The sequence below is a fragment of the Lachnospiraceae bacterium JLR.KK002 genome (genome assembly GCA_036941025.1).
Classification (GTDB): Bacteria; Bacillota; Clostridia; order Lachnospirales; family Lachnospiraceae; genus Petralouisia.
In genome coordinates this window covers 1,614,924-1,635,919 of sequence record JAYMNP010000001.1, presented here as the reverse complement: position 1 = coordinate 1,635,919, position 20,996 = coordinate 1,614,924, and the positions used below count along the sequence as shown (strand labels likewise).

Below are 20,996 nucleotides of genomic sequence, written 5' to 3'. Positions count from 1 at the left end.
GTTATGATTACGATTAAAGAAATTGCATCGATATTGGGGATCAGCCCTACAACCGTGTCAAATGTTGTAAACGGTCATACAGAGAAAATGTCGCCTGCCACAAGGCAGAGAATTGAGGAGGCACTGGTACAGTACGGATTTCAGAAAACTGTTCACCGGGAAGAGTACGGAAAGGCATTGAAGCTGATATCGGTGGATTTCTGTCTTCGATATAAAGAAAGTGTTTTTACAGACCCGTTCTGTGCGGAGCTTTTGAATGCCATATGCATGAAGCTGCAGGAATACGGCCGGTATCCGGTGTGCGGAATTCCAAAGGATGAGCAGGATATTTTTCATAAGCTGCAGGCCCGTAATATAGAAGGGGGTATTGTGATTGGATTTGACCCCTGGGAATGTCAGGAATTCGCAAACAGAGTGGGAAAGCCTCTGGTGTACATTGACTGCGGGGAAGGAGACTACGACAATGTGGGAATTGCGGATTATGAAGGAGGGAAGCGGATAACGGAATTTATGCTGAAGCAGGGGCATCGGAAAATCGCTTTTTTCTGTGATAAGAAAAATCCGGTATCCAGTACCTTTGAGCGGTTCCGGGGTTACTGCGACGCTCTGGAAAGTTATGGCATTTCCTACAGCAACAAAGATTACTATTATCTGCCTGCCGGCAGGAATCTGAGGCGGGAGGCGCTGCGTAACTTTGCTCTTAAAGCAAAAGAGGAAGGGTACACGGCGATATTCGTGGTATCTGATTTGCTGGCCAATGAAGCCATCAGTATTTTCTTCGGAGAAGGGCTGAGAGTGCCGGAGGATATTTCTGTGGCGGGATTTGACGATAATATCTATGCCCGGCTGAGCAGGCCCATGCTGACCACGGTGCGCCAGTCGGTGAAGGAAAAGGGGGAGGAGGCAGTAAAACTTCTGGTGCAGAGAATCCGGGGAGAAGAAATTATTGCCAGGTCATTTAAGCTCCCGGTGGAGCTGATTGTAAGAGAAAGCATCCGGAATATCAACTGAATCATAACTGTTCTGTCAGTTTGGAAAGGGGCTGTCACAAAATAGCCGCTATATACAGGATATGGCATTCAGACTCGGTGAGTCTTATCCATATATTGTATATAGCAGCTATTTTTTTACGACCTTTTTATGGTTCCGCAATCTGTCCGCGCGCAAAAAGCTGTCATGCCCGCTTTTTTTATATAAAATATACATAAACTAATTCTAAAATTTGTATAAAAAAACGGTTATGCACATAATATGTTGCAAAACAAAACATAACTAAATAAAATTAGCAATGCAAAGAGCAAGGTTCCAACAGAAAATTTGTTTAAAAAGACGAGGAGGTAAAAAATGGCAAAGAAAAAGAAAAAAGTAATGGCATTATTCCTTGCTGTGACAATTGTCTCAGGGCTTTTGCTTGGCGGCTGTGGCAGCAAAAAGGATGATGCGGACGGAAAGGTTGTGATTGAGCTGGTCCACTACAAACCGGAAGCAGTGGACGTATTTGAAGCACTGGAAGAAAAATTTAATGCGACTCACGACAACATTAAGCTGGTGATTGATTCACCGAATGATGCCATGGTTATTTTGAAAACCAGATTTATCCGGGAAAACAACCCTGATATTATCGGGATTGGCGGAGATATCAACTACTCCAATTTCCTGGATGCCAAAATGTTGATGGACATTTCCGATTTTGACGGTCTGTCAGATATTAAGGAAAACTATCTTGCTACGAATAAAGAGCTGGAATATGTGCCTCAGGAAGGTGTTTACGCAGTGCCTTATATGGCAAATGCGGCAGGCGTTCTCTACAACAGAGATATGTTTGAAGAACACGGATGGCAGATTCCCACCACATGGGAAGAATTCAATCAGCTCTGTGAAACCATTCAGGCAGAAGGAATCCAGCCACTGTATTTCGGATATAAGGATACCTGGACCTGCCTTGCGCCGTGGAACGCCATTGCAGTAGATCTTTGCAGCACGGACATTGCATATCAGGTAAACAGCGGCAACGCCACATTTTCAGAGGCATATGAAGAAATTGCGGTGAAAGACAAGGAGCTTCTGAAATACGGACAGTCTGATCCGGTGGCATACAGCTACAACGATGCATGTACTGCTTTTGCAAGAGGGCAGTCAGCCATGTACGTGATTGGTAATTATGCAATCCCTCAGATTAAATCTGTTAATCCGGAAATGAACATTGATTCTTTTGTATTTCCGGCAAGCAGCAACGCAGAAGAAAACATCCTGAATTCCGGTAACGATCTGATGTTCTGCATAATGGAAGACTGTGAACATAAAGAGGAAGCCTATGAAGTATTAAGATTTCTGTTGGAAGACGAAAATATTCAGGATTACCTGAATGACCAGAGTGCAGTACCGTGTAAGAAAGGTGATTTTGAGATTGCTCCGGAACTGGACGGCATGAAAGAGTACATAGAAAATGGAATCGTTGCAGACTATCAGGACCACCATTATCCCAGTGAAATGGCAGTAGACGCCATGATTCAGACTTATCTGTTCGACGACAGCAGCAATGCACTGGACACCTTCCTTACCAGATTTGATAAAGAATGGGTAAGATATAACAAGGACATTATCAGTAAAGTGCAGGAATATCAGGAAAAGGGGGAATAGACCATGGGAAACGAAGGAAAGAGAGATAAGTTGTGGACGAAAAACGATAAGATTTTTCTTGGAATGCTGATTCCTGTGTTGATTCTGTTCTTTCTGTTCAACACCCTTCCATTATTAAAAGGTTTTTACTACGGTCTTACCAATTACAAGGGATACGGTGATTTTGACATGGTAGGCCTTCGGAATTTTAAAGACCTGTTTACGGATTTGCGTGTGGGAAAATCTTATCTGTTTACGTTTAAATATGCGGTAGTTATGACTATTGCAGTCAACATCATCAGTTTAATCCTTGCTTTGGGATTAAATCGTGAAATACGGGGAAAGAGTGCGTTACGAGGAATATATTTTGTACCGAATATATTGGGAGGACTGGTTGTAGGTTATATTTTCAGCTTTGTATTTACATACATCCTTCCGGCAGTGGGAGAAGCAACCGGAATCGGATTTCTCCAGAACAGTATGCTTGCAAGCACCAAAACAGCATGGATTGCCATTGTGATTGTAGGTGCATGGCAGGGAATAGCAATGAATACGATTATTTACATATCAGGACTGCAGACCGTTCCGGCAGAAGTTTATGAGGCGGGAATGATTGACGGTGTCAGCGGATGGAAAAAATTCTGGAGCCTTACCTTCCCGTTGATTCTTCCGTTCTTCACCATCAACCTGGTGCTCTGTATGAAAAATGCGCTGATGGTATTCGACCAGATTATGTCTTTGACAAAGGGCGGCCCGTCCCAGAGTACGGAATCCATTTCCTACCTGATTTACAACAATGGTATGAGCGGCGGACAGTTCGGATTCCAGAGTGCAAATGCATTTGTATTCTTTGTAGTAATCGTAGTGATTTCGTTCCTGCAGATGAAATTCTTAGGAGGTAAGGAGGAGCAGTTATAATGGGAAAAAAAGAAAAAGGAAGCGAAGGAGCAGTTGGCGGCAAGGCCGTGAATAATATCATCAATGTACTTTTGGCAATTGGCTGTCTTACCATATTATTTCCTCTTTATATGACAGTAATCATTGCGTTTAAAAAGCCTTCGGAAATGACAAATGACGTGGCAGGAGCATTGGGATTTCCTTCAAGCTGGAGTTTCAGCAATTTTGCAGAAGCGATGCGGGTAACGGATTTCTGGCGCTCTCTGGGCAACAGTTTACTGCTTACCGGAGCAACGGTAATTATCTGTATCCTGCTGCATTCTCTGGCAGGTTATGTGATTGGAAGAAAGATGGCAAAGCTGAAAGTGTTTAAGGTGTCTTATTTCTATATTGTAAGCGGTATGTTCGTACCTTTTGCAGTATTGATGATGCCTCTGGTAAAACAGACTTCTCAGATAGGAATTGCAAACAGATTCGGTGTTGTGGTGCTGTATGTGGTATTCTTCATGCCCATGAATATTCTGCTGTACTCCGGGTATCTGAAAAACATTCCGATTGCCCTGGAAGAAGCGGCATGTGTGGACGGTGCAGGCGTCTGGCAGACATACTGGAAGATTATTTTCCCGAATATGAAGCCCATGCACGCCACAGTAGCAGTGCTTACTGCAATGAGCACATGGAATGATGTTATGACTCCGCTGGTTATCATGTCAGGAAGCGATGTCAATACCCTTCCGCTGGCACAGCTGAATTTCCAGTCACAGTTCGGAACCAACTACAACCTGGCATTTGCATCTTATCTGCTGGCATTGCTGCCAATTCTGGTTTTCTATATCATTTGCCAGAAACAGATTATCAACGGTGTTGTAAACGGTGCAGTAAAATAAAAACAGAATAAAGGAATATACGGTATGGACTTAAAAAACAGCTATTACGAACTTTATGGAAGAAATGAAATTACCGAATACCGCTGGGGACAGTTAATGTCCATCCTGGAACATGCCGCAAAAACCCGTCCGTCTGCCCTGAAAAAGGCAGACGGGAACGGGAATGACTGGTATCAGTCGGAAAAAATGGTTGGCATGATGCTTTATGTGGACCGGTTCAGCAACAATCTGGAGGAATTCGAGAAACGGATTGACTATATTGCAGAGCTTGGGATTACTTATGTGCATTTCATGCCTCTTTTAAAATCCAGGGAAGGCAACAACGACGGAGGTTATGCGGTATCAGATTACCTGATGGTGGACGATAAATTCGGAACCATGAAGCAGTTGGAACGGGTGATGAAGCTCTTAAAAGCCAGAGGAATCCGCACCTGTATTGATTTTGTACTGAACCACACGGCAAAAGAGCATCTCTGGGTACAGAAGTACAGGGAAGGGGATCACGATTATGACGACATGTATTTTATGTTTGACGATGATACCATTCCCGGAGAATATGAGAAGACCATGACAGAAATTTTTCCGGGAGTGGCTCCTGGAAATTTCACCTGGTATCCGGATATCCAGAAATATGTGATGACCCGGTTTTATGAATTCCAGTGGGATTTGAATTACAGAAATCCGCAGGTATTTAACAAAATCGTGGAAGTCATGCTTACCCTTGCCAATAAAGGCGTTGACATTTTCCGGCTGGATGCGATACCATATATGTGGAAAGAACCGGGAACTTCATGTATGAATCATCCCAATGTACATAAACTGCTGGGCATGATGTACGAGATTGTACAGCAGGTGTGCCCAGGCGTGGTATTTCTGGGAGAAGCCATTGTGGAGCCTTATGAGATTGTAAAATATTTCGGCAATCAGGAGATGAAGGAATGCAACGTGATGTACAACGCTTCCTTTATGGTATTGCTCTGGAATTCCCTGGCTACCAGAGACGTGCAGTTGATGGAGCGTTCTCTTTCCATTGATTACGGAATTCCGGACAGCGGCACATGGATTAATTATGTGCGCTGCCACGACGACATCGGATGGGGATTTGAAAAGGAGATTTTAAAGAGCCTGGGGCTGGACCCGGAGCTTCATAAGCAGTATATTATACAGTTTATGGAAGGAAGATTTCCGGGAAGTTTTGCCACAGGAGAACTGTATGAATATAATCCGGTGACGCAGGACGCCAGAAACAGCGGAACACTGGCTTCCATGTGCGGGCTGGAGCAGGCTCTGCGGGAGAAGCACATGTACAAGGTGGAGCTTGCGGTAAAAAGGATTCTGCTGCTCCATGCCATGGTGATTTCCTATACGGGAATTCCGCTGCTTTACAGCGGCGATGAAATCGGACAGCTCAATGACTGGAGTTATAAAGAGGTGCCGGAACATGCGGCAGATTCCCGCTGGCTTCACCGGGGGAAGATGGACTGGGAGGCAGCGGAAAACAGAAGGGATTTCAGTACGGTACAGGGACAGATTTTTACAAAAATCAGAAATATGATTGAAATCCGCAAGTCCAGTGAATTATTCGGCTCCGGATACCGGGCCGTTCCGGTGGATACGGGAAATCCGGCAGTGTTCTGTTTTCACAAGGCAGACAAAATGCTGGTGCTTGCAAACTTTTCGGAGCAGGAACAGTGGGTGGATTCCAAATCATTTGACTGGTTCGGCCTGCCAGGAGAAATGCAGGATCTGATTACCGGAAGGTATGTCAGGTCTTACCATAACCAGATACAGTTAGGGCCCTATGAATATCTCTGGCTTGTCTGACATTCCGGCAGAGAAAGCAGCCTGAATCCATGTTTCGGTTTCCGTGTGACCGTTACCTGTAATTACGATTAGAATAGAAAGGTAAGTTAATTTATGGCAATTATAATCAAAGACAATGTATTTACCCTTCAGACCAGAAACAGCACATATCAGATGAAAGCAGACAGCAAGGGCGTCCTTTTGCACACTTATTATGGAAGCAAAACGGATGAGACAGATTATTCCTATATGATATCCATGGCTGACCGTGGATTTTCCGGGAATATTTATGAAGCCAGGGAAGACAGAACATATTCCCTTGATTTTCTGCCTCAGGAGTTTCCGGTACGGGGAAGCGGAGATTATCGGATAAACTGTATGTATGCGGATTTGGGAACCGGCGTCAGAGACTGCCTGCTGTTTTTTGACAGTTACCGGACGTTCCATGGAAAATACGGGCTGGAAGGCCTTCCGGCCATGTTTGCCTCTGAAGATGAGCCGGTTGACACACTGGAAATTATTTTAAAGGACAGTCAGGAAGAATTTTATGTCCATCTGTACTACGGAGTGTTTGAAGAACACGATATCATCACCAGAGCGGCAATGGTGGAGAACAGAACGGACGGGGAGGTGCGGCTGTCAAAGGTTCTGTCTGCCTGCCTGGATATGGATTCCAGCGGAATGGATATGATTCATTTCTACGGACGCCATGCCGGAGAGCGGGAAATGGAGCGGGTGCCTCTGTTTCATGGTGTTACGGAGCTGAGAAGCACCCGCGGCACTTCCAGCCACCAGCATAATCCTTTTGTGATTCTTGCGGAAAAGAATACCACGGAGGAGCTGGGAGCCTGCTATGGATTCTCATTGCTGTACAGCGGCGGCTTCCATATGCATGTGGAAGTGGATCAGTTCCATCAGACCAGACTGGTCATGGGCATTGACGATTCTGTGTTTACCTGGAGCCTGCAGCCGGGGGAATGTTTTACCACACCGGAAATTGCCATGGCTTACAGCAGTCAGGGACTGTCTCAGCTGTCCCACTGCTATCATAACGGTTTTCAGAAAAACTTAATCCGCAGTAACTGGAAAGACAAAAGACGTCCCATTCTGGTAAATAACTGGGAGGCAACTTATTTTGATTTTAATGCGGAAAAAATTCTGAAAATTGCCAGGGAAGCGGCAGAACTGGATTTGGACATGCTGGTGCTGGACGACGGATGGTTTGGAAAACGGGACGATGATTATTCCGGCCTTGGGGACTGGTATGTGAATGAAAAGAAGCTGGGCTGTTCCATGAAGGAACTGGTGGATAAGGTCAATGATATGGGCCTGATGTTCGGCTTATGGTTTGAACCGGAAATGATTTCCGAGGACAGTGATTTGTACCGGAAGTATCCGGAATGGGCCATGGTGGTTCCGGGCAGAAAGCCTGTTCGGGGAAGATCACAGCTTGTGCTGGATATGAGTCGTGAGGATGTGAAAAATTATATTAAGGAACGGTTATTTGATATACTGGATTCTGCCAATATTCAGTATGTAAAATGGGATATGAACCGCTCTGTGGCGGCTGCCTACAGTGCGCTTCTGCCCAGGGAGCGGCAGGGAGAACTGCGCCATCGGTATGTACTGGGTCTGTATGAGGTAATGGAAGCCATGCTGGAGCGGTATCCGGATTTGCTGCTGGAGGGCTGCAGCGGCGGCGGCGGCAGGTACGATGCCGGAATGCTCTATTATGCGCCTCAGATCTGGTGCAGTGACAATACAGACGCAATTGAACGTCTGAGTATTCAGTACGGAACGTCTTTTGGTTATCCCATGTCTTCCGTATCTGCTCATGTGTCTGTATGCCCGAACCATCAGAATGGAAGGGTAACGCCTTTTCAGACAAGGGGAATCTGCGCCATGCAGGGAACCTTTGGATATGAGCTGGATTTAAGTAAAATGACAGAGGATGAGAAGACGGAGGCAAGAGAACAGATACGCACATTTAAGAAGCGTTACCGCTTATTCCAGTTTGGGGATTATTACAGAATTACCTCTCCCCTGGAAAACCGTGATTTCACTGCCTGGGAATATGCGGATAAGGATGGAAAAGAAGCATATCTTGGTGTGGTTTATACCGATTTGCACGGAAATCCGGCTGCCCAGTCTGTGAAATTCCGGGGACTGCGCCCGAAAGGGGTTTATTCCATGTGGAAAAACAATGAACCTGCAGGGACTTTTACCGGGGCTGCACTGATGAACGGCGGAGTTCTTCTGCCGGTTCCGGTGGAAAATTATGATTCCTGCCAGATTTATATTCGTCTGAAGGAAGCAGAAACAGAATAAGTGTAAAATATACAGGTAACAGGGATACTGCAAAACGGGAGTGCGGTATCCCTGTTTTTTCAGGCAGAAAAGGCCACGCAACAGATTGTTGCTGGCGTATTCGGCAAAAACGTGGTAGGATGAAAAAAATAAATCGGGAAAGAAAGGGAGAGAGTATGAGCCGAAAAGAGGAAAATCATCCAGTGCAGGAAACGCCGGAAAAAAGTCAGGAACAGGAAGTGGTACAGAGTCTGGGAGAGAAAATAAAACGTTTTCGGGAACAGAAACCATATACCCAGTCGGAACTGGCGGAGCAGCTCTCAGTAACAAGGCAGGCAGTGTCAAACTGGGAGCGGGATAAGACCCTGCCGGATGTGTATACCCTGCAGCAGATAGCAGCTTTGTTCAGCATGACGCTGGATGAATTTATGGAAGGAACCAAAGAGTCGGAAGTGACCATGCCGAAAACACCGGGCCGCCTTGCGGCAGCCACCGGGGCGGTAATATTCGGATATCTGGTTGCCGGCGGAATGACGGGACATCTGTATGTGGATTGTGTGGTAATTATGGTAATCATCGGCGTCTTTATCCAGTTATTTCTGCATTTGTTTTTTTCAGGCAGCGTAAAAACAGGGAATTTTTCCATGCTGGCAGGGTACGACGGCAAAGTGGAATATAATCTGGAAGAAGTGAAAAAAGTGCTGATTCAGATGGATGTTCATATTGGCTGTATTTCTTTCGGAACCATATTGTTGTTTGGAATCTCCGCATTTCTGGAAGAAAGCAGATGGGAACTGACAGAGATCATTCTGATTTTTGCCTATTGTGTGGATTTGTGCGTGGTACCGGTATTTTACAATTACCGCAGTATAGACAGAATACTGGTAAGAGAGCTGGACAGACGTATTGCAAAGGCGGGATACTTTTCTGTTGTCTGTTTTCTCGTACAGGTGCTGGGCTTTGTGGCTGTTACTTTTGCAAAAACAGAGCTGCGCAATATGCAGAATAATTCCCCGGAATCTGTGGGATATATAGGATGGACCCTTCTGTTTCTGGTGATTGTCGTAGCAGAGCTGCTGTACGAACAGCGCCGGGCAAAAAAGAAAATTACGGAAACCGGAAGTTACCGTCCGGGAGCTGTATTCTGGCTGAGTACAGCGCTGGCCGGGGCAGTGACAGTTCTGATGTATTTCGGGTAGGATTCTGCTACAGGAACGAACCTGCCGGTTTTCGTGCAAATTATGGGGATAGTAATTGAGAAGGAGATGGTTTATAATAAAAAGAAAAGGAGGGTGAAGAACATGGATGCAGCGAGAAATATTGAATTTTTCACGGTGGATGATATTTATGCACTGCCGGAAGGAGTACGTGCGGAACTGATTGACGGGCAGATTTACGATATGGCTTCTCCTGGCAGGATACATCAGCAGATTCTTGGATTTATGTACAGGAAAATAGCGGATTATATTGACGCCCATCACGGAGAATGCGAGGTGGACATTGCTCCCTTTGCAGTGTTTCTGAACAATGACAACCGGAATTATCTGGAGCCGGACATCAGTGTGATCTGTGATAAAAGCAAACTGGATGACAGGGGCTGCAACGGGGCGCCGGACTGGATTATTGAAATTGTGTCTCCTTCCAGCCGGACCATGGACTATTACCGAAAGCTGTTTAAATACCGAAATTCCGGCGTCAGGGAATACTGGGTGGTGGATCCTGAGAAAAAAATAATTACAGTTTATAATTTTGTAAAAGATACCATGGAAGAATATGGATTCGGAGAACAGGTACCAGTCAGTATTTATCAGGGATTCAGCCTGGAAATACCTGATTCGATGCCCTGAAGATTCAGGTGTTTTCATACCGGAATCCAGGAAGAAGACTGCGGACGGAAAGAATGTGAAAATTTCATAAAAAGTGACATGCATATTTGATGAAAAAAAGCGGAAAATAAATGCGACAGGCAATGATTTATATGACAGATTTCACATTGCCTGATACAGACAAGCGAAAGGAGATTCCCATGAACCAGATTTCAGAAAAAGAATTATCCGCTTTAAATGATTTGCTTACCGGCGAGGAGCTTCTGATTAAAAAGTTTCAGGTGCTGGCAGATAACAGCACGGATTCGGAAATGAAGGCGAAATTTACTGAAATTTCCAATGAGCATAAGGAACATTTCCGTTCCCTGTATTCCCAGTTAAGCTAAGCATATGAAAAGGAGAGAGACCATGCAGCAGTCATTTTATTCAGAAAAAGAAATGTTTGCGGATGCACTGACCGCAGAAAAAACAGCCACCACACTGTACAATACCTTTTCCAACGAATGCGTTCACGACAATGTGAGAAATGCCATTCTGGACTGTCTGGAAAAAGAACACAACATTCAGAACGAGGTATTTAATATGATGCATGAGAGAGGTTATTATCCAACTCCCTCTGCCGAGACCCAGAAAGTAGACGAAGCAAAACAGAAATTTGGACAGTGTATGCAGAACTTTTAGGAAAAATGCCGGAACAGGGAAATCGTGTTCCGGCATTTTTCTGATTCGCAGCAGAGGACTTCTCAGCTTTGTTCTTGCTATTTAAAACTATATATTGTATAATGGTTACTGTTTAAACGGTGCCATGCACTATGCGGCAGTAATGCCGGACACCGGAACCGTAACGTATCGTATGCCGAAAGGACAGAGTCCGGCAAAAAGGAGGCAGAGTTATGTATCAGCCTGATGAGGCGGTAAGCGAGCTGATTCATGAGCAGGCTACAGAAGAACAGCAGGAAAGAATGCTGCAGAATCAGCAGAGGAAGCTGGAACAGGACAGACGGGAGTTTGAGCGGGAGAAGAAGGAATTTTATTTCAGGAAAAAAATGGATGAAAAACGCCTTGCAGAAGAATCCCGGCTGTTTCAGATGAAATGGAAGATACTGGAGAATGAATTAAAGAAAGTTGCAAAAGAAAAGCAGGAGATAGCCAGGGAAAAAGAACAGTATGGCGGAAATTTTGGAGGATTTCATTCCCAGGCGGTGTTTGACAGTTCTGAAGCGGAAATGTTTTTCTCCGGTGTGAACAATGAGCTTGCATTAAAGAAACGCTATAAAGAACTGATTAAGATTTATCACCCGGATAATCTTGCAGGAGACACAGGTACTCTGCAGATGATTAACAAAACCTATGATATCCTGAAGAAACAGTTTTCTGCATAGGATCCGGAGAACAGGAGAGGTGAAGCGGGCCTGCCCGCTATGCTTGCAGAGATATGTCAGGAGGAACAGACATGAAAGAGCAGGAAATAAGGAACATTCTGCAGGAGTATCAGACCCCTGCATATGTGTTTGATCTGGATGCGCTGGCAGAGAGGCTGAAAAAAATTTCATCGGTTCTGAAACAGGGACATATGGATTTGTGCTATGCCATGAAAGCCAATCCTTTTCTGACAGGGGCCATGGAGCCTTTCGTGGAACGGTTTGAGGTATGTTCGCCGGGAGAATTCCGGATTTGTGAGCGGGAACAGCTTCCCATGGAACGCCTGGTGATTTCGGGCGTTAATAAGGAACCGGAAGATATACTGAGGATTGTGAAAAACTGCCAGGGCAGAGGAATTTTTACCATTGAGTCACTGCGGCAGATGGAACTGTTAGCAGAATGCGCCCGGAATACAGGGTATCATCTGAACGTACTTGTTCGTATCAGCAGCGGCAACCAGTTTGGCGTGGACAGAACGCTGGCTGTTAAAATATTTGCAGAGCAGGAAAAATATCCGGAGCTTATTTTTCAGGGGATTCAGTATTATTCCGGCACCCAGAAAAAGAATCTGGCTTTGATAGAACAGGAACTGAAAAGCCTTGATGATTTCTGCCAGGAGGTACGTGAACAGGGGCATTCTGTGAAGGAACTGGAATACGGGCCGGGATTTTGGGTACCTTACTTTCAGTCTGATGCGGAAGAATCTCCGGAGAGGCTGCTGGAAGAATTCCGGAAGCTGGTTCAGAATATGAGATTTGGAGGGAAAATCACATTGGAAATGGGAAGATTTCTGACCGCGGACTGCGGCAGCTTTCTGACCTCCATTGTGGACCGGAAAGACACACAGGGACAGATTTACGGAATTGTGGACGGAGGAATCCATCACCTGAATTATTATGGGCAGACCATGGCCATGAAACTTCCCCATGTGCGGCATATTTCCTGCGGAAGTCCGCCAGTAGATGCCGGCACCGGTTCAGCAAAAGAACAGACAGAAGAAAAATGGAATCTGTGCGGTTCTCTCTGTACCACTGCGGATGTGATTGTAAAACAGTTTCCACTGACCGGAGGGAAAGTGGGAGATGTGCTGGTTTTTGAGCGGGTGGGGGCTTATTCTGTCACAGAGGGAATCAACCTGTTTCTGAGCAGGGATTTGCCAAAAGTGCTGTTTTATTCCCAGGCACAGGGCGCGCGGCTGATACGGGATTCTCAGGCTACGGACAGAATCAACAGCGGGAACCTTTAACATATATATGGATTACTGAGAGGCCATTCAATTGTCAGAATACATGACAGAAAGGAAAAGATATGGAAAAATTACTGGAGATTTTGGAGGACATCCAGCCGGATGCCGATTTTGATACCTGTGAAACACTGATTGATGACGGAGTTCTGGACTCATTTGCCATTTTGTCTATTGTAAGCGAACTGCAGGAGGAGTTTGGAATTTCCATTACTCCTGCGGATATTATACCGGAGAATTTCAATTCTGCGAAAGCGTTGTGGGCAATGGTAGTAAGACTGCAGGACGAATAGGGCGGAGGCAGTCTTATGTCATTGATTTCCATGGAATTTTTAGTGTTTGTGGTTCTGGCCGCAGCGGGGTATTATCTGATTCCCCGCAAATACCAGTGGATGTGGCTGCTGGGATTCAGCTATGTTTATTATCTCAGCGGAGGAATCCGGGCGGCCTGTTTCCTGGCATTTACCACAGTGACTTCCTGGCTGGCCGGCATTGGAGTGGAGAGTGTTTCCGAGCGGATTTCAGACCGGAAAAAGGCCGGGAGGAAGAAGAAGCAGATAACAGCATGTGCCCTGATTCTGAATTTTGGAATTCTGGGAGTGCTGAAATATACTAATTTTGCCATTGGCACGGTCAGTCATCTGACGGGTGCGGACTTTGACATGATGCAGCTTTTGCTGCCTCTTGGAATATCCTTTTATACCTTTCAGTCCATGGGGTATATTCTGGACATATATTGGGGCAGGACGAAAGCGGAACATAATCTGTTCCGTTTTGCTCTTTTTGTATCCTTTTTTCCGCAAATTCTGCAGGGCCCCATCGGCAGGTTCAGCACTCTGGGCAGCCAGCTGTATGAGAGCCATTCCTTTGACCGGAGCAGGACAGAGCAGGCCGTACTGCGGATTTTGTGGGGCTACTTTAAGAAAATGGTGATTGCGGACAACGCGGTAATCTTTGTCAATGCTATTTTTGACCATCCGGATATTTACGATGGACTTGGAATCATTGGTGTGTTAGGATACAGTATACAGCTTTACTGTGATTTTTCCGGCGGCATGGATGTGGTAATCGGAATCGGAGAACTGTTCGGCATAAAGCTGGATGAGAATTTCCGGCGGCCTTATTTTGCAGTTTCCATTACGGATTTCTGGCATCGGTGGCACATTACCCTGGGAACCTGGATGAAAGATTATGTATTTTATCCTGTGTCCCTGTCCGGCTGGATGAAGAGTTTTTCCGGATTCGCCCGGAAAACATGCGGAAAACAGACCGGGCGAACTCTGCCCATCTGCCTTGCCAATATCATAGTCTTTCTGGTGGTTGGAATCTGGCACGGGGCCGCCTGGAAATTTATCATCTACGGACTTTACAACGGACTGATTATTGCGTTCAGCGGCCTGATGGCTCCCTCTTACCGGAAATGGAAGAAAGCGTTTCATATTTCCGGGGACAGCCGGGGATTTCATCTGTTTCAGATTGCAAGGACTTTCCTGCTGGTGAATATCAGCTGGTTTTTTGACCGGGCAGAGGATGTGCCCACCGCTTTGCTTATGATGAAAAATACCCTGACCCATTTTGACCTGCATCAGATTCTGGAGCCGGGAATTGAGATTGGGGAAGCCAGCGGCACCACTTATACCCTTATAGCCATTGGAGTGGTTCTTTGCGGGTGCCTCCTTGTATTTGCGGTGAGTCTGATGGAGGAACAGGGCAGAAAACTGTCGGAAATTTTTGAGAGACAGAACTGGCTGGTGAAATCGGCAGTTTATCTGTGTCTGATTCTGGCGCTGCCTGCACTTGGACAGCCTTCCGGAGAGGCAGGAGGATTTATATATGCGCAGTTTTAGGAAAATTGCAATACCGGCAGCGGTGATTCTGCTTCTGACAGTGGTGAATCTGGGATTGAATTACGCCCTGATACCCGCCAGTTATGTGAATTTTATGATTTATGAAGGAGTAAGCCAGGCTCATGACACGGTATTTCTGGGAACTTCCCATGGATTGAACGGAATCAGCCCCAGAATAGTGGAGGAGCAGACAGGAGAGAAAGCCATCAATCTGTGTATGGGCGGAGAATATCCCAGAGATGCTTATTATCTTCTGAAAATGGTCTGTGAAAAAAGCATACCGAAAACCGTAGTATATGAACTGGATTTCGGCTACTGGTGTACGCCGGAAGGACAAAGGGGAGATTTTAACCGTGCCTATTATGAAATGCCCTGGTCTTTTACGAAAGCAGAGTATTTTCTGAATAAGGAATGGAAGCTGGATTTCAGGGCAGCCCTGTTCCCCTGGTTCTACTATCGCGGGCAGTTTCGGGATATGAAAGAAATTATAGCCCGTAAGCGGAGCCCGGAGTATCGGAACCGGGAAGAATCTCTCTTTCAGTGGGATGGATACGGTTACATGGACGGATTTATGCGCAACCGTCCCATACCGGGAGAGAAGCCGGAAAAAAATCTGGTACTCTGGGATGAGAAGGAAAAAAACGAAGATTCTTTTCGGTATTTTGAGAAAATGGCAGCTTTCTGTGAGAAAATGGGAATCCGCCTGGTAGTTCTGACCACTCCGGTTCCCGGAGAGGTTCTGGATAAATATGGGGAAAATTTTCAGGAGGCAGATAACTTTTTCACGGAATATCTGGGGAAAATGGGGATTGATTACTGGAATTATAACCGTCCTGGAACAGAAATTGAGAACTTTGATGACAGTCTGAATGCTTTTACGGACTATGAGGGGCATATGAGTGCAGGGCAGGCGGAAGCGTTCAGCGTACAGTTGGTGGAGGATTTTTTATGAAAAAAGCAGCAGGTATAGTAAAGGAAAGTACCGGCAAAATTCTGGGGATTATGGTACATGATTTTAAAAAAATATTTACCAATCCCATAGCGGCTGTTGTGGCTGTGGGGGTGCTGATTCTGCCTTCCCTTTATGCCTGGTTTAATATTAAGGCAAGCTGGGACCCTTATGGAAGTACCAATAATCTGGCTATGGCTGTGGCGAATGTGGATGAGGGAACCACGATTCAGGGAGTGGAGATGAACATTGGCGACAGCATTATTGAGAGCCTTACAGGAAACGATCAGATTGGGTGGAAATTTACGAATCAGGAGGAGGCCATTGCCGGGGTAAAAAGCGGCAAATACTATGCTGCGGTGGTAATCCCGGAGGATTTCAGCCAGGACATGACCAGTGTTCTGAGAAAAGATATTACAAGACCTCAGATTGAGTATTATGTGAATGAAAAGAAGAACGCCATCGCACCGAAGATTACGGATAAAGGGGCCGGAGCCATTCAGCAGCAGGTGAACGAGACCTTTATTTCCCAGATTGTGACCGTGATGGGAGATACGGTGATGAAGATTGCGGAGAGGGTTTCTGAAACTGAAGGAAAAATAGACGAGAAACTCTTTGAGCATGTGTCGTTATCCGATAATATTGTATCGGTGGAACACGCCATTGAGACCATGAAGAATCTGAATGTGTCCATAGACAGCCTGGTGGGGACCATAGATGCCTTTGGCGATACTTCCAAAGCCATGGACAGTCTGGTGGAATCCTTAAGAACCACCATTCAGATTACGGATGAAAGTCTGTCAAATCTGCAGAACAGCCAGGAGGACTTTCAGAAGAGTGAATCACTGGAACATATTTCCGGCGCTACGCCCGGCGTTTATGATACGGTTCTGGAATCCATAAACAGCAATCTGGATAATCTGATCAGCCGGCTGGAAGTTCTGGAGAAAAATCTGGATGAGGACGCTCAGTCAGCCATTGAATTGTTGTCAGCCATGAAAAATCAGATTGCAGGAATCAAAAATATCAATAGCGGACTGATGGATATTTTAAAGGGAAATTCCTTTTTGTACAACCTCCAGGGGGTAAAGGAGCTGGTCGGAAAACTGGAAAGCGCCAATGCTTCCCTGACAAAGGCGGAATCTTCCATTGACCGGGCGGTTCAGCTGCTGAATGAGGATAAGGATGTGTCAGAATCCGTCCGTCAGCTTCGGGATGAACTGAATGAGGCGGCAAATGCCATGCACTCTGCCCTGGAAGGATACCGGAATCTGGCGCGGGGAGAAATCGAAAACATTGTATCGGATATGAACAGCAGGCTGGCTTCTGTCCGCTCGGAACTGGCTTCTGTAAAATCACTGGCGCCTATTGCAGATAATACTATTAAAAGCGCAGGTACCGCCATGGATTCCCTGGGCAGTTCCATGGATTCTGTGGCAGAGGTGCTGAAAAATTCCAAAGAGCTGGTTTCTTCCGGAATTACCAGTCTGGAAAACGTGAAAGAAATCCTGAAAAAGGTACAGGACAGCTCCGAAAAGAGCCTTGTGGACAGTCTGAAAGAATTCCTTCTGGAGAAATTCGGAGTAAATCTGGACGAATACGACAATACGCCGGAAGCTATCGGCAGTTTTCTGTCTTCTCCGGTGGAACTGAAAACAGAAAAAATTTATCCCATTGCCAATTACGGCTCCGCGCTGTCCCCGTTTTATTCCATCCTTGCCATGTGGGTGGGAGGACTGGTGCTGGTTTCCATTCTCAAATGCAAGGCCAGGGAAGATGAAACTCTGGCAGTCAGCAAGTACAGGCCCTTTGAGCTGTATATGGGGCGTTATCTGATTTTTATGATATTTGCAATCCTCCAGAGCGTGATTATCTGTCTGGGTGATCTGTACTGGCTGAAAATTCAGTGTATCCATCCCGGTCTGTATATTTTTGTGGGAGTTGTGGCAGGCATTGTATTTTCCAATGTGATTTATACCCTGACCATTACCTTTGGAGATGTGGGAAAAGCCATTGCAGTGGTGCTGCTGGTACTGCAGGTGGCCGGAGCAGGCGGAACCTTCCCCATAGAAGTCACGCCCAGCTTTTTCAATAAGATTAATCCGTTTCTGCCTTTCACCCATGGCATGAACGCCATGCGGGAGGCCATTGCGGGATTCTATGGAAATACATACATTGTCAGCCTGCTGAAACTGTTTGTGTACTTTCCCATTTTCTTCCTGTTTGGTACGGTATTCCGTACTCCTCTGATAAAGCTGAACAATTTCTTTGAGGAACATCTGGAAGACACGGGAATTATGTAAAGCAGGGAGGATTCTGTATGAAGTGGAAAAAATATACCATTCAGACCACCACCCAGGCAGAGGATTTTATCAGCAGTATGCTGGCGGATCTGGGTGTGGAAGGGGTGCAGATTGAAGATAATATTCCCTTATCGGCAGAGGATAAGGAAAAAATGTATATTGATATTCTTCCGGAGCTGCCGCCGGATGACGGAAGTGCCAGAGTAAGTTTTTTTCTGGAGGAAGGAAAGGACGACGGGGCGCTGCTGGAACAGGTGAGAGAAGAACTGGAATCTCTGCGGCTGTTTGTGAACCTGGGCGAGGGAACGATTACCCAGGGAGAGACAGAAGACAAAGACTGGGTGAATAACTGGAAACAGTATTTTAAAGCCTTTACCATTGAACATATCCTGATTAAGCCCACCTGGGAGCCCTGGCCGGAGGAGTCAGACAGCCGGATTACCATTGAAATAGACCCCGGAACTTCTTTTGGAACAGGAAGACATGAGACCACCCAGCTCTGCATCCGGCAGTTATGCCGCCATATGAAGGCGGGGGACCGGATACTGGATGTGGGCTGCGGAAGCGGCATTCTCTCGCTGGTCAGCCATAAACTGGGAGCCTCCCATGTAACCGGAACAGACATTGATTCCCTGTGTATACAGGCTTCCCTTGACAACTGGCGGCTCAACCGTCTGCCGGAGGAAGGCAGCCGGTTTTTGCACGGGAACCTGATAGAGGACAGGAAACTGCAGGAACAGGTGGGAGGGGATTATGATATTGTGGCGGCAAATATTCTGGCCGATATTATTATTCCCCTGACGCCGGTGATTCCCCGTCATCTGAAAAAGGGCGGTATTTATATTACCAGCGGTATTATTGACTTTAAAGAAGAAGCGGTAAAAGAAGCCATTCAACATGCAGGACTGACCGTTCTGGAAGTGAACCGTCAGGGAGAGTGGGTCAGCATTACCGCAGAAAACAGGTAGACAGGAGAGAGATATGTTTCAGTTTTTTGCAGGGCCGGAGCAAATCGGGGAAAAGGAAGCCTTTATTACGGGCAGCGATGTGAATCATATTCGGAATGTGCTGCGTATGAAACCGGGCGAACAGATACGGGTCAGCGACCAGCAGGGCAGGGATGTTCTGTGCGAAATCCGGAAGACGGAAGGGGAGAAAATTACCCTTGAGATTTTAAAATCCTGTGAGGGTACGGAGCCGCCGGTGAAAATCACCTTATTTCAGGCGCTGCCCAAGGGAGATAAAATGGATTTGGTGATTCAGAAAGCCGTGGAACTGGGGGTCAGTGAAATTATTCCGGTGGCCATGGGCAACTGTGTGGTGAAGCTGGATGAAAAGCGGGCGGAGCACAAACGCATCCGCTGGCAGGCCATTGCGGAAAGCGCGGCAAAACAGTCAAAGCGAAGTGTCATTCCGAACGTGTGCCCGGTACATTCTTTTGCCGAGGCGGCGGAGTATGTGCGGACCATGGAGGTACGCCTGCTTCCCTATGAGCAGGAGCGGGGTATGGCCCACACCAGAGAGGTGTTCCGAACCATCGAAAAAGGGGCGTCCATTGGAATTTTTATCGGGCCGGAAGGCGGATTTGCCTCCGGAGAAATTGAGGCGGTAAAGGATTATATGGAAATTATTTCACTGGGGAACCGTATACTGCGGACGGAGACAGCGGGAATGGCAGTTCTTGCCATGCTGCTTTATGAAATGGAGGATTAGAATGGGAGCATATTTTGATAATGCGGCCACGACCCGCTGCTGTGACGGGGCAAAAGCACGAGTCATTCAGGCATTGTCGGAAGACTATGGCAATCCATCCTCCCTGCATGTCAGGGGCATGGAAGCAGAAAACCAGATTCGGAAAGCCAGGGAGCAGATTGGCAGGACTCTGAAATGTAAGGAGTCGGAACTGATTTTTACTTCCGGCGGAACAGAGTCCAATAATCTGGCCATTCTGGGCGCGGCAATGGCAAACAGACGCAGAGGTATGCATTTGATTACCACGGAAGTGGAACATCCGGCGGTATCTTCGCCCATGAAATTTCTGGAAGAACAGGGCTTTACCGTTACCAGGCTGAAGGTGGACCGGGACGGGCTGATTTCCCTGGAAGAACTGGAACATGCCATCCGGCCGGACACCATTCTTGTATCTGTCATGTATGTGAATAATGAAATCGGAGCTGTGGAGCCTGTAGAGGAGGCGGCCAGGGTGATTCACAGCAGGAATCCGGAGACTCTGTTTCATGTGGACGCCATTCAGGCCTATGGAAAATATATGATTTATCCCGGAAGAACGGGCATTGATCTGATGTCGGTCAGCGGCCATAAAATTCACGGGCCCAAAGGGGTGGGGTTTTTATATGTGAAAGAAAAAACCAGAATAATACCGGTGATGTACGGCGGAGGACAGCAGAAAAATATGCGTTCCGGTACAGAAAATGTGCCCGGAATTGCAGGTCTGGGACAGGCCGCCCAGGAAGCATACGAAGACTTTTCCGGGAAGCAGGCATATCTGTATGGGCTGAAGGAGAGATTTCTGGCAGGGCTGGCAGGGCTGGAGTGGGCCCATGTGAACGGGAGGACCGGCCGGGACAGCGCTCCTCATATTATCAGTCTCAGCGTGGACGGAGTGCGCAGCGAAGTATTACTGCACGGGCTGGAGGACAAAGAGATTTACGTGTCTGCCGGAAGCGCCTGCGCATCCAATAAACCCGCCCCCAGCAGTACCCTTCAGGCCATCCATGTAAAACGGGAATATCTGGATTCCACCATACGAATCAGCTTCTGCAGAGAGAATACTCCGGAAGAGGTGGACGAATGCCTGGATGTCCTGAAAAGTCTGGTTCCCGTACTTCAGAGATATACCAGACATTAGTCTGCAGATTTATGACGCAGTTGG

General features: G+C 46.5%; 19 protein-coding genes. All 19 read left to right on the top strand.

Annotated elements, in window-relative coordinates; all coding sequences use genetic code 11:
- Positions 1 to 3 precede the first annotated feature (3 nt).
- The 19 genes from VSQ32_07900 to VSQ32_07810 all read left to right on the top strand — a co-directional run bounded on the left by VSQ32_07900 (position 4) and on the right by VSQ32_07810 (position 20,972).
- Positions 4 to 1,011 carry a LacI family DNA-binding transcriptional regulator gene (locus VSQ32_07900; protein MEH2942787.1) on the top strand — a complete coding sequence of 336 codons (1,008 nt, stop codon included), beginning with the start codon at positions 4 to 6 and terminating at the stop codon, positions 1,009 to 1,011.
- Between the two features lie 333 nt (positions 1,012 to 1,344).
- Positions 1,345 to 2,640, top strand: coding sequence for an extracellular solute-binding protein (locus VSQ32_07895; protein MEH2942786.1), 1,296 nt, complete (start codon positions 1,345 to 1,347; stop codon positions 2,638 to 2,640).
- 3 nt (positions 2,641 to 2,643) lie between these two features.
- A complete protein-coding gene (locus VSQ32_07890) occupies positions 2,644 to 3,537 on the top strand; it encodes a sugar ABC transporter permease (protein ID MEH2942785.1) in 894 nt (297 codons plus the stop codon).
- A complete protein-coding gene (locus tag VSQ32_07885; GenBank protein MEH2942784.1) occupies positions 3,537 to 4,403 on the top strand; it encodes a carbohydrate ABC transporter permease in 867 nt (288 codons plus the stop codon). The genes VSQ32_07890 and VSQ32_07885 overlap by 1 nt, the downstream gene beginning before the upstream one ends.
- 24 nt (positions 4,404 to 4,427) lie before the next feature.
- The gene (locus VSQ32_07880; GenBank protein MEH2942783.1) at positions 4,428 to 6,227 is read left to right on the top strand and encodes an amylosucrase; all 1,800 of its coding nucleotides are present in this window, start codon (positions 4,428 to 4,430) and stop codon (positions 6,225 to 6,227) included.
- 93 nt (positions 6,228 to 6,320) lie between these two features.
- Entirely contained in the window at positions 6,321 to 8,534 is a 2,214-nt protein-coding gene (locus VSQ32_07875) for an alpha-galactosidase (GenBank protein ID MEH2942782.1), read from the top strand.
- 155 nt (positions 8,535 to 8,689) lie between these two features.
- Positions 8,690 to 9,712 (top strand): helix-turn-helix transcriptional regulator, encoded by a 1,023-nt coding sequence (locus VSQ32_07870; protein ID MEH2942781.1) that lies wholly within the window; start codon positions 8,690 to 8,692, stop codon positions 9,710 to 9,712.
- Positions 9,713 to 9,814: 102 nt separating this feature from the next.
- On the top strand, positions 9,815 to 10,360 hold the full coding sequence (locus VSQ32_07865; GenBank protein MEH2942780.1) for a Uma2 family endonuclease: 546 nt from the start codon (positions 9,815 to 9,817) through the stop codon (positions 10,358 to 10,360).
- Positions 10,361 to 10,539: 179 nt separating this feature from the next.
- Positions 10,540 to 10,725 carry a hypothetical protein gene (locus VSQ32_07860; protein MEH2942779.1) on the top strand — a complete coding sequence of 62 codons (186 nt, stop codon included), beginning with the start codon at positions 10,540 to 10,542 and terminating at the stop codon, positions 10,723 to 10,725.
- Positions 10,726 to 10,747: 22 nt separating this feature from the next.
- Positions 10,748 to 11,020, top strand: a complete 273-nt coding sequence (locus VSQ32_07855) for a spore coat protein (protein MEH2942778.1) — start codon at positions 10,748 to 10,750, stop codon at positions 11,018 to 11,020.
- A 212-nt stretch (positions 11,021 to 11,232) separates the two neighbouring features.
- Complete coding sequence (locus VSQ32_07850; GenBank protein ID MEH2942777.1) at positions 11,233 to 11,721, top strand: molecular chaperone DnaJ; 489 nt, start codon at positions 11,233 to 11,235, stop codon at positions 11,719 to 11,721.
- Positions 11,722 to 11,792: 71 nt separating this feature from the next.
- Positions 11,793 to 13,007, top strand: a complete 1,215-nt coding sequence (locus tag VSQ32_07845; protein MEH2942776.1) for an alanine racemase — start codon at positions 11,793 to 11,795, stop codon at positions 13,005 to 13,007.
- Between the two features lie 62 nt (positions 13,008 to 13,069).
- On the top strand, positions 13,070 to 13,297 hold the full coding sequence (locus VSQ32_07840; protein ID MEH2942775.1) for a phosphopantetheine-binding protein: 228 nt from the start codon (positions 13,070 to 13,072) through the stop codon (positions 13,295 to 13,297).
- A gap of 15 nt (positions 13,298 to 13,312) precedes the next feature.
- Complete coding sequence (locus VSQ32_07835; GenBank protein ID MEH2942774.1) at positions 13,313 to 14,851, top strand: MBOAT family O-acyltransferase; 1,539 nt, start codon at positions 13,313 to 13,315, stop codon at positions 14,849 to 14,851.
- Complete coding sequence (locus VSQ32_07830) at positions 14,838 to 15,803, top strand: hypothetical protein (protein MEH2942773.1); 966 nt, start codon at positions 14,838 to 14,840, stop codon at positions 15,801 to 15,803. The genes VSQ32_07835 and VSQ32_07830 overlap by 14 nt, the downstream gene beginning before the upstream one ends.
- On the top strand, positions 15,800 to 18,103 hold the full coding sequence (locus VSQ32_07825; GenBank protein ID MEH2942772.1) for a YhgE/Pip domain-containing protein: 2,304 nt from the start codon (positions 15,800 to 15,802) through the stop codon (positions 18,101 to 18,103). The genes VSQ32_07830 and VSQ32_07825 overlap by 4 nt, the downstream gene beginning before the upstream one ends.
- Positions 18,104 to 18,120: 17 nt before the next feature.
- Positions 18,121 to 19,071, top strand: coding sequence for a 50S ribosomal protein L11 methyltransferase (prmA, locus tag VSQ32_07820; protein MEH2942771.1), 951 nt, complete (start codon positions 18,121 to 18,123; stop codon positions 19,069 to 19,071).
- A 13-nt stretch (positions 19,072 to 19,084) separates the two neighbouring features.
- Positions 19,085 to 19,816 carry an RsmE family RNA methyltransferase gene (locus VSQ32_07815; GenBank protein ID MEH2942770.1) on the top strand — a complete coding sequence of 244 codons (732 nt, stop codon included), beginning with the start codon at positions 19,085 to 19,087 and terminating at the stop codon, positions 19,814 to 19,816.
- A 1-nt stretch (position 19,817) separates the two neighbouring features.
- Positions 19,818 to 20,972, top strand: coding sequence for a cysteine desulfurase family protein (locus VSQ32_07810; GenBank protein MEH2942769.1), 1,155 nt, complete (start codon positions 19,818 to 19,820; stop codon positions 20,970 to 20,972).
- Positions 20,973 to 20,996 lie beyond the last annotated feature (24 nt).

What these genes read in the sequence shown, in the direction of transcription:
- VSQ32_07845 (MEH2942776.1), top strand. Translation starts at nt 11,793, where the DNA reads ATGAAAGAGCAGGAAATAAGGAACATTCTGCAGGAGTATCAGACCCCT.
- VSQ32_07850 (MEH2942777.1), top strand. Translation starts at nt 11,233, where the DNA reads ATGTATCAGCCTGATGAGGCGGTAAGCGAGCTGATTCATGAGCAGGCT.
- VSQ32_07825 (MEH2942772.1), top strand. Translation starts at nt 15,800, where the DNA reads ATGAAAAAAGCAGCAGGTATAGTAAAGGAAAGTACCGGCAAAATTCTG.
- VSQ32_07815 (MEH2942770.1), top strand. Translation starts at nt 19,085, where the DNA reads ATGTTTCAGTTTTTTGCAGGGCCGGAGCAAATCGGGGAAAAGGAAGCC.
- VSQ32_07855 (MEH2942778.1), top strand. Translation starts at nt 10,748, where the DNA reads ATGCAGCAGTCATTTTATTCAGAAAAAGAAATGTTTGCGGATGCACTG.
- VSQ32_07880 (MEH2942783.1), top strand. Translation starts at nt 4,428, where the DNA reads ATGGACTTAAAAAACAGCTATTACGAACTTTATGGAAGAAATGAAATT.
- VSQ32_07835 (MEH2942774.1), top strand. Translation starts at nt 13,313, where the DNA reads ATGTCATTGATTTCCATGGAATTTTTAGTGTTTGTGGTTCTGGCCGCA.
- VSQ32_07840 (MEH2942775.1), top strand. Translation starts at nt 13,070, where the DNA reads ATGGAAAAATTACTGGAGATTTTGGAGGACATCCAGCCGGATGCCGAT.
- VSQ32_07895 (MEH2942786.1), top strand. Translation starts at nt 1,345, where the DNA reads ATGGCAAAGAAAAAGAAAAAAGTAATGGCATTATTCCTTGCTGTGACA.
- VSQ32_07890 (MEH2942785.1), top strand. Translation starts at nt 2,644, where the DNA reads ATGGGAAACGAAGGAAAGAGAGATAAGTTGTGGACGAAAAACGATAAG.
- VSQ32_07875 (MEH2942782.1), top strand. Translation starts at nt 6,321, where the DNA reads ATGGCAATTATAATCAAAGACAATGTATTTACCCTTCAGACCAGAAAC.
- VSQ32_07860 (MEH2942779.1), top strand. Translation starts at nt 10,540, where the DNA reads ATGAACCAGATTTCAGAAAAAGAATTATCCGCTTTAAATGATTTGCTT.
- VSQ32_07865 (MEH2942780.1), top strand. Translation starts at nt 9,815, where the DNA reads ATGGATGCAGCGAGAAATATTGAATTTTTCACGGTGGATGATATTTAT.
- VSQ32_07810 (MEH2942769.1), top strand. Translation starts at nt 19,818, where the DNA reads ATGGGAGCATATTTTGATAATGCGGCCACGACCCGCTGCTGTGACGGG.
- VSQ32_07900 (MEH2942787.1), top strand. Translation starts at nt 4, where the DNA reads ATGATTACGATTAAAGAAATTGCATCGATATTGGGGATCAGCCCTACA.
- VSQ32_07830 (MEH2942773.1), top strand. Translation starts at nt 14,838, where the DNA reads ATGCGCAGTTTTAGGAAAATTGCAATACCGGCAGCGGTGATTCTGCTT.
- prmA (MEH2942771.1), top strand. Translation starts at nt 18,121, where the DNA reads ATGAAGTGGAAAAAATATACCATTCAGACCACCACCCAGGCAGAGGAT.
- VSQ32_07870 (MEH2942781.1), top strand. Translation starts at nt 8,690, where the DNA reads ATGAGCCGAAAAGAGGAAAATCATCCAGTGCAGGAAACGCCGGAAAAA.
- VSQ32_07885 (MEH2942784.1), top strand. Translation starts at nt 3,537, where the DNA reads ATGGGAAAAAAAGAAAAAGGAAGCGAAGGAGCAGTTGGCGGCAAGGCC.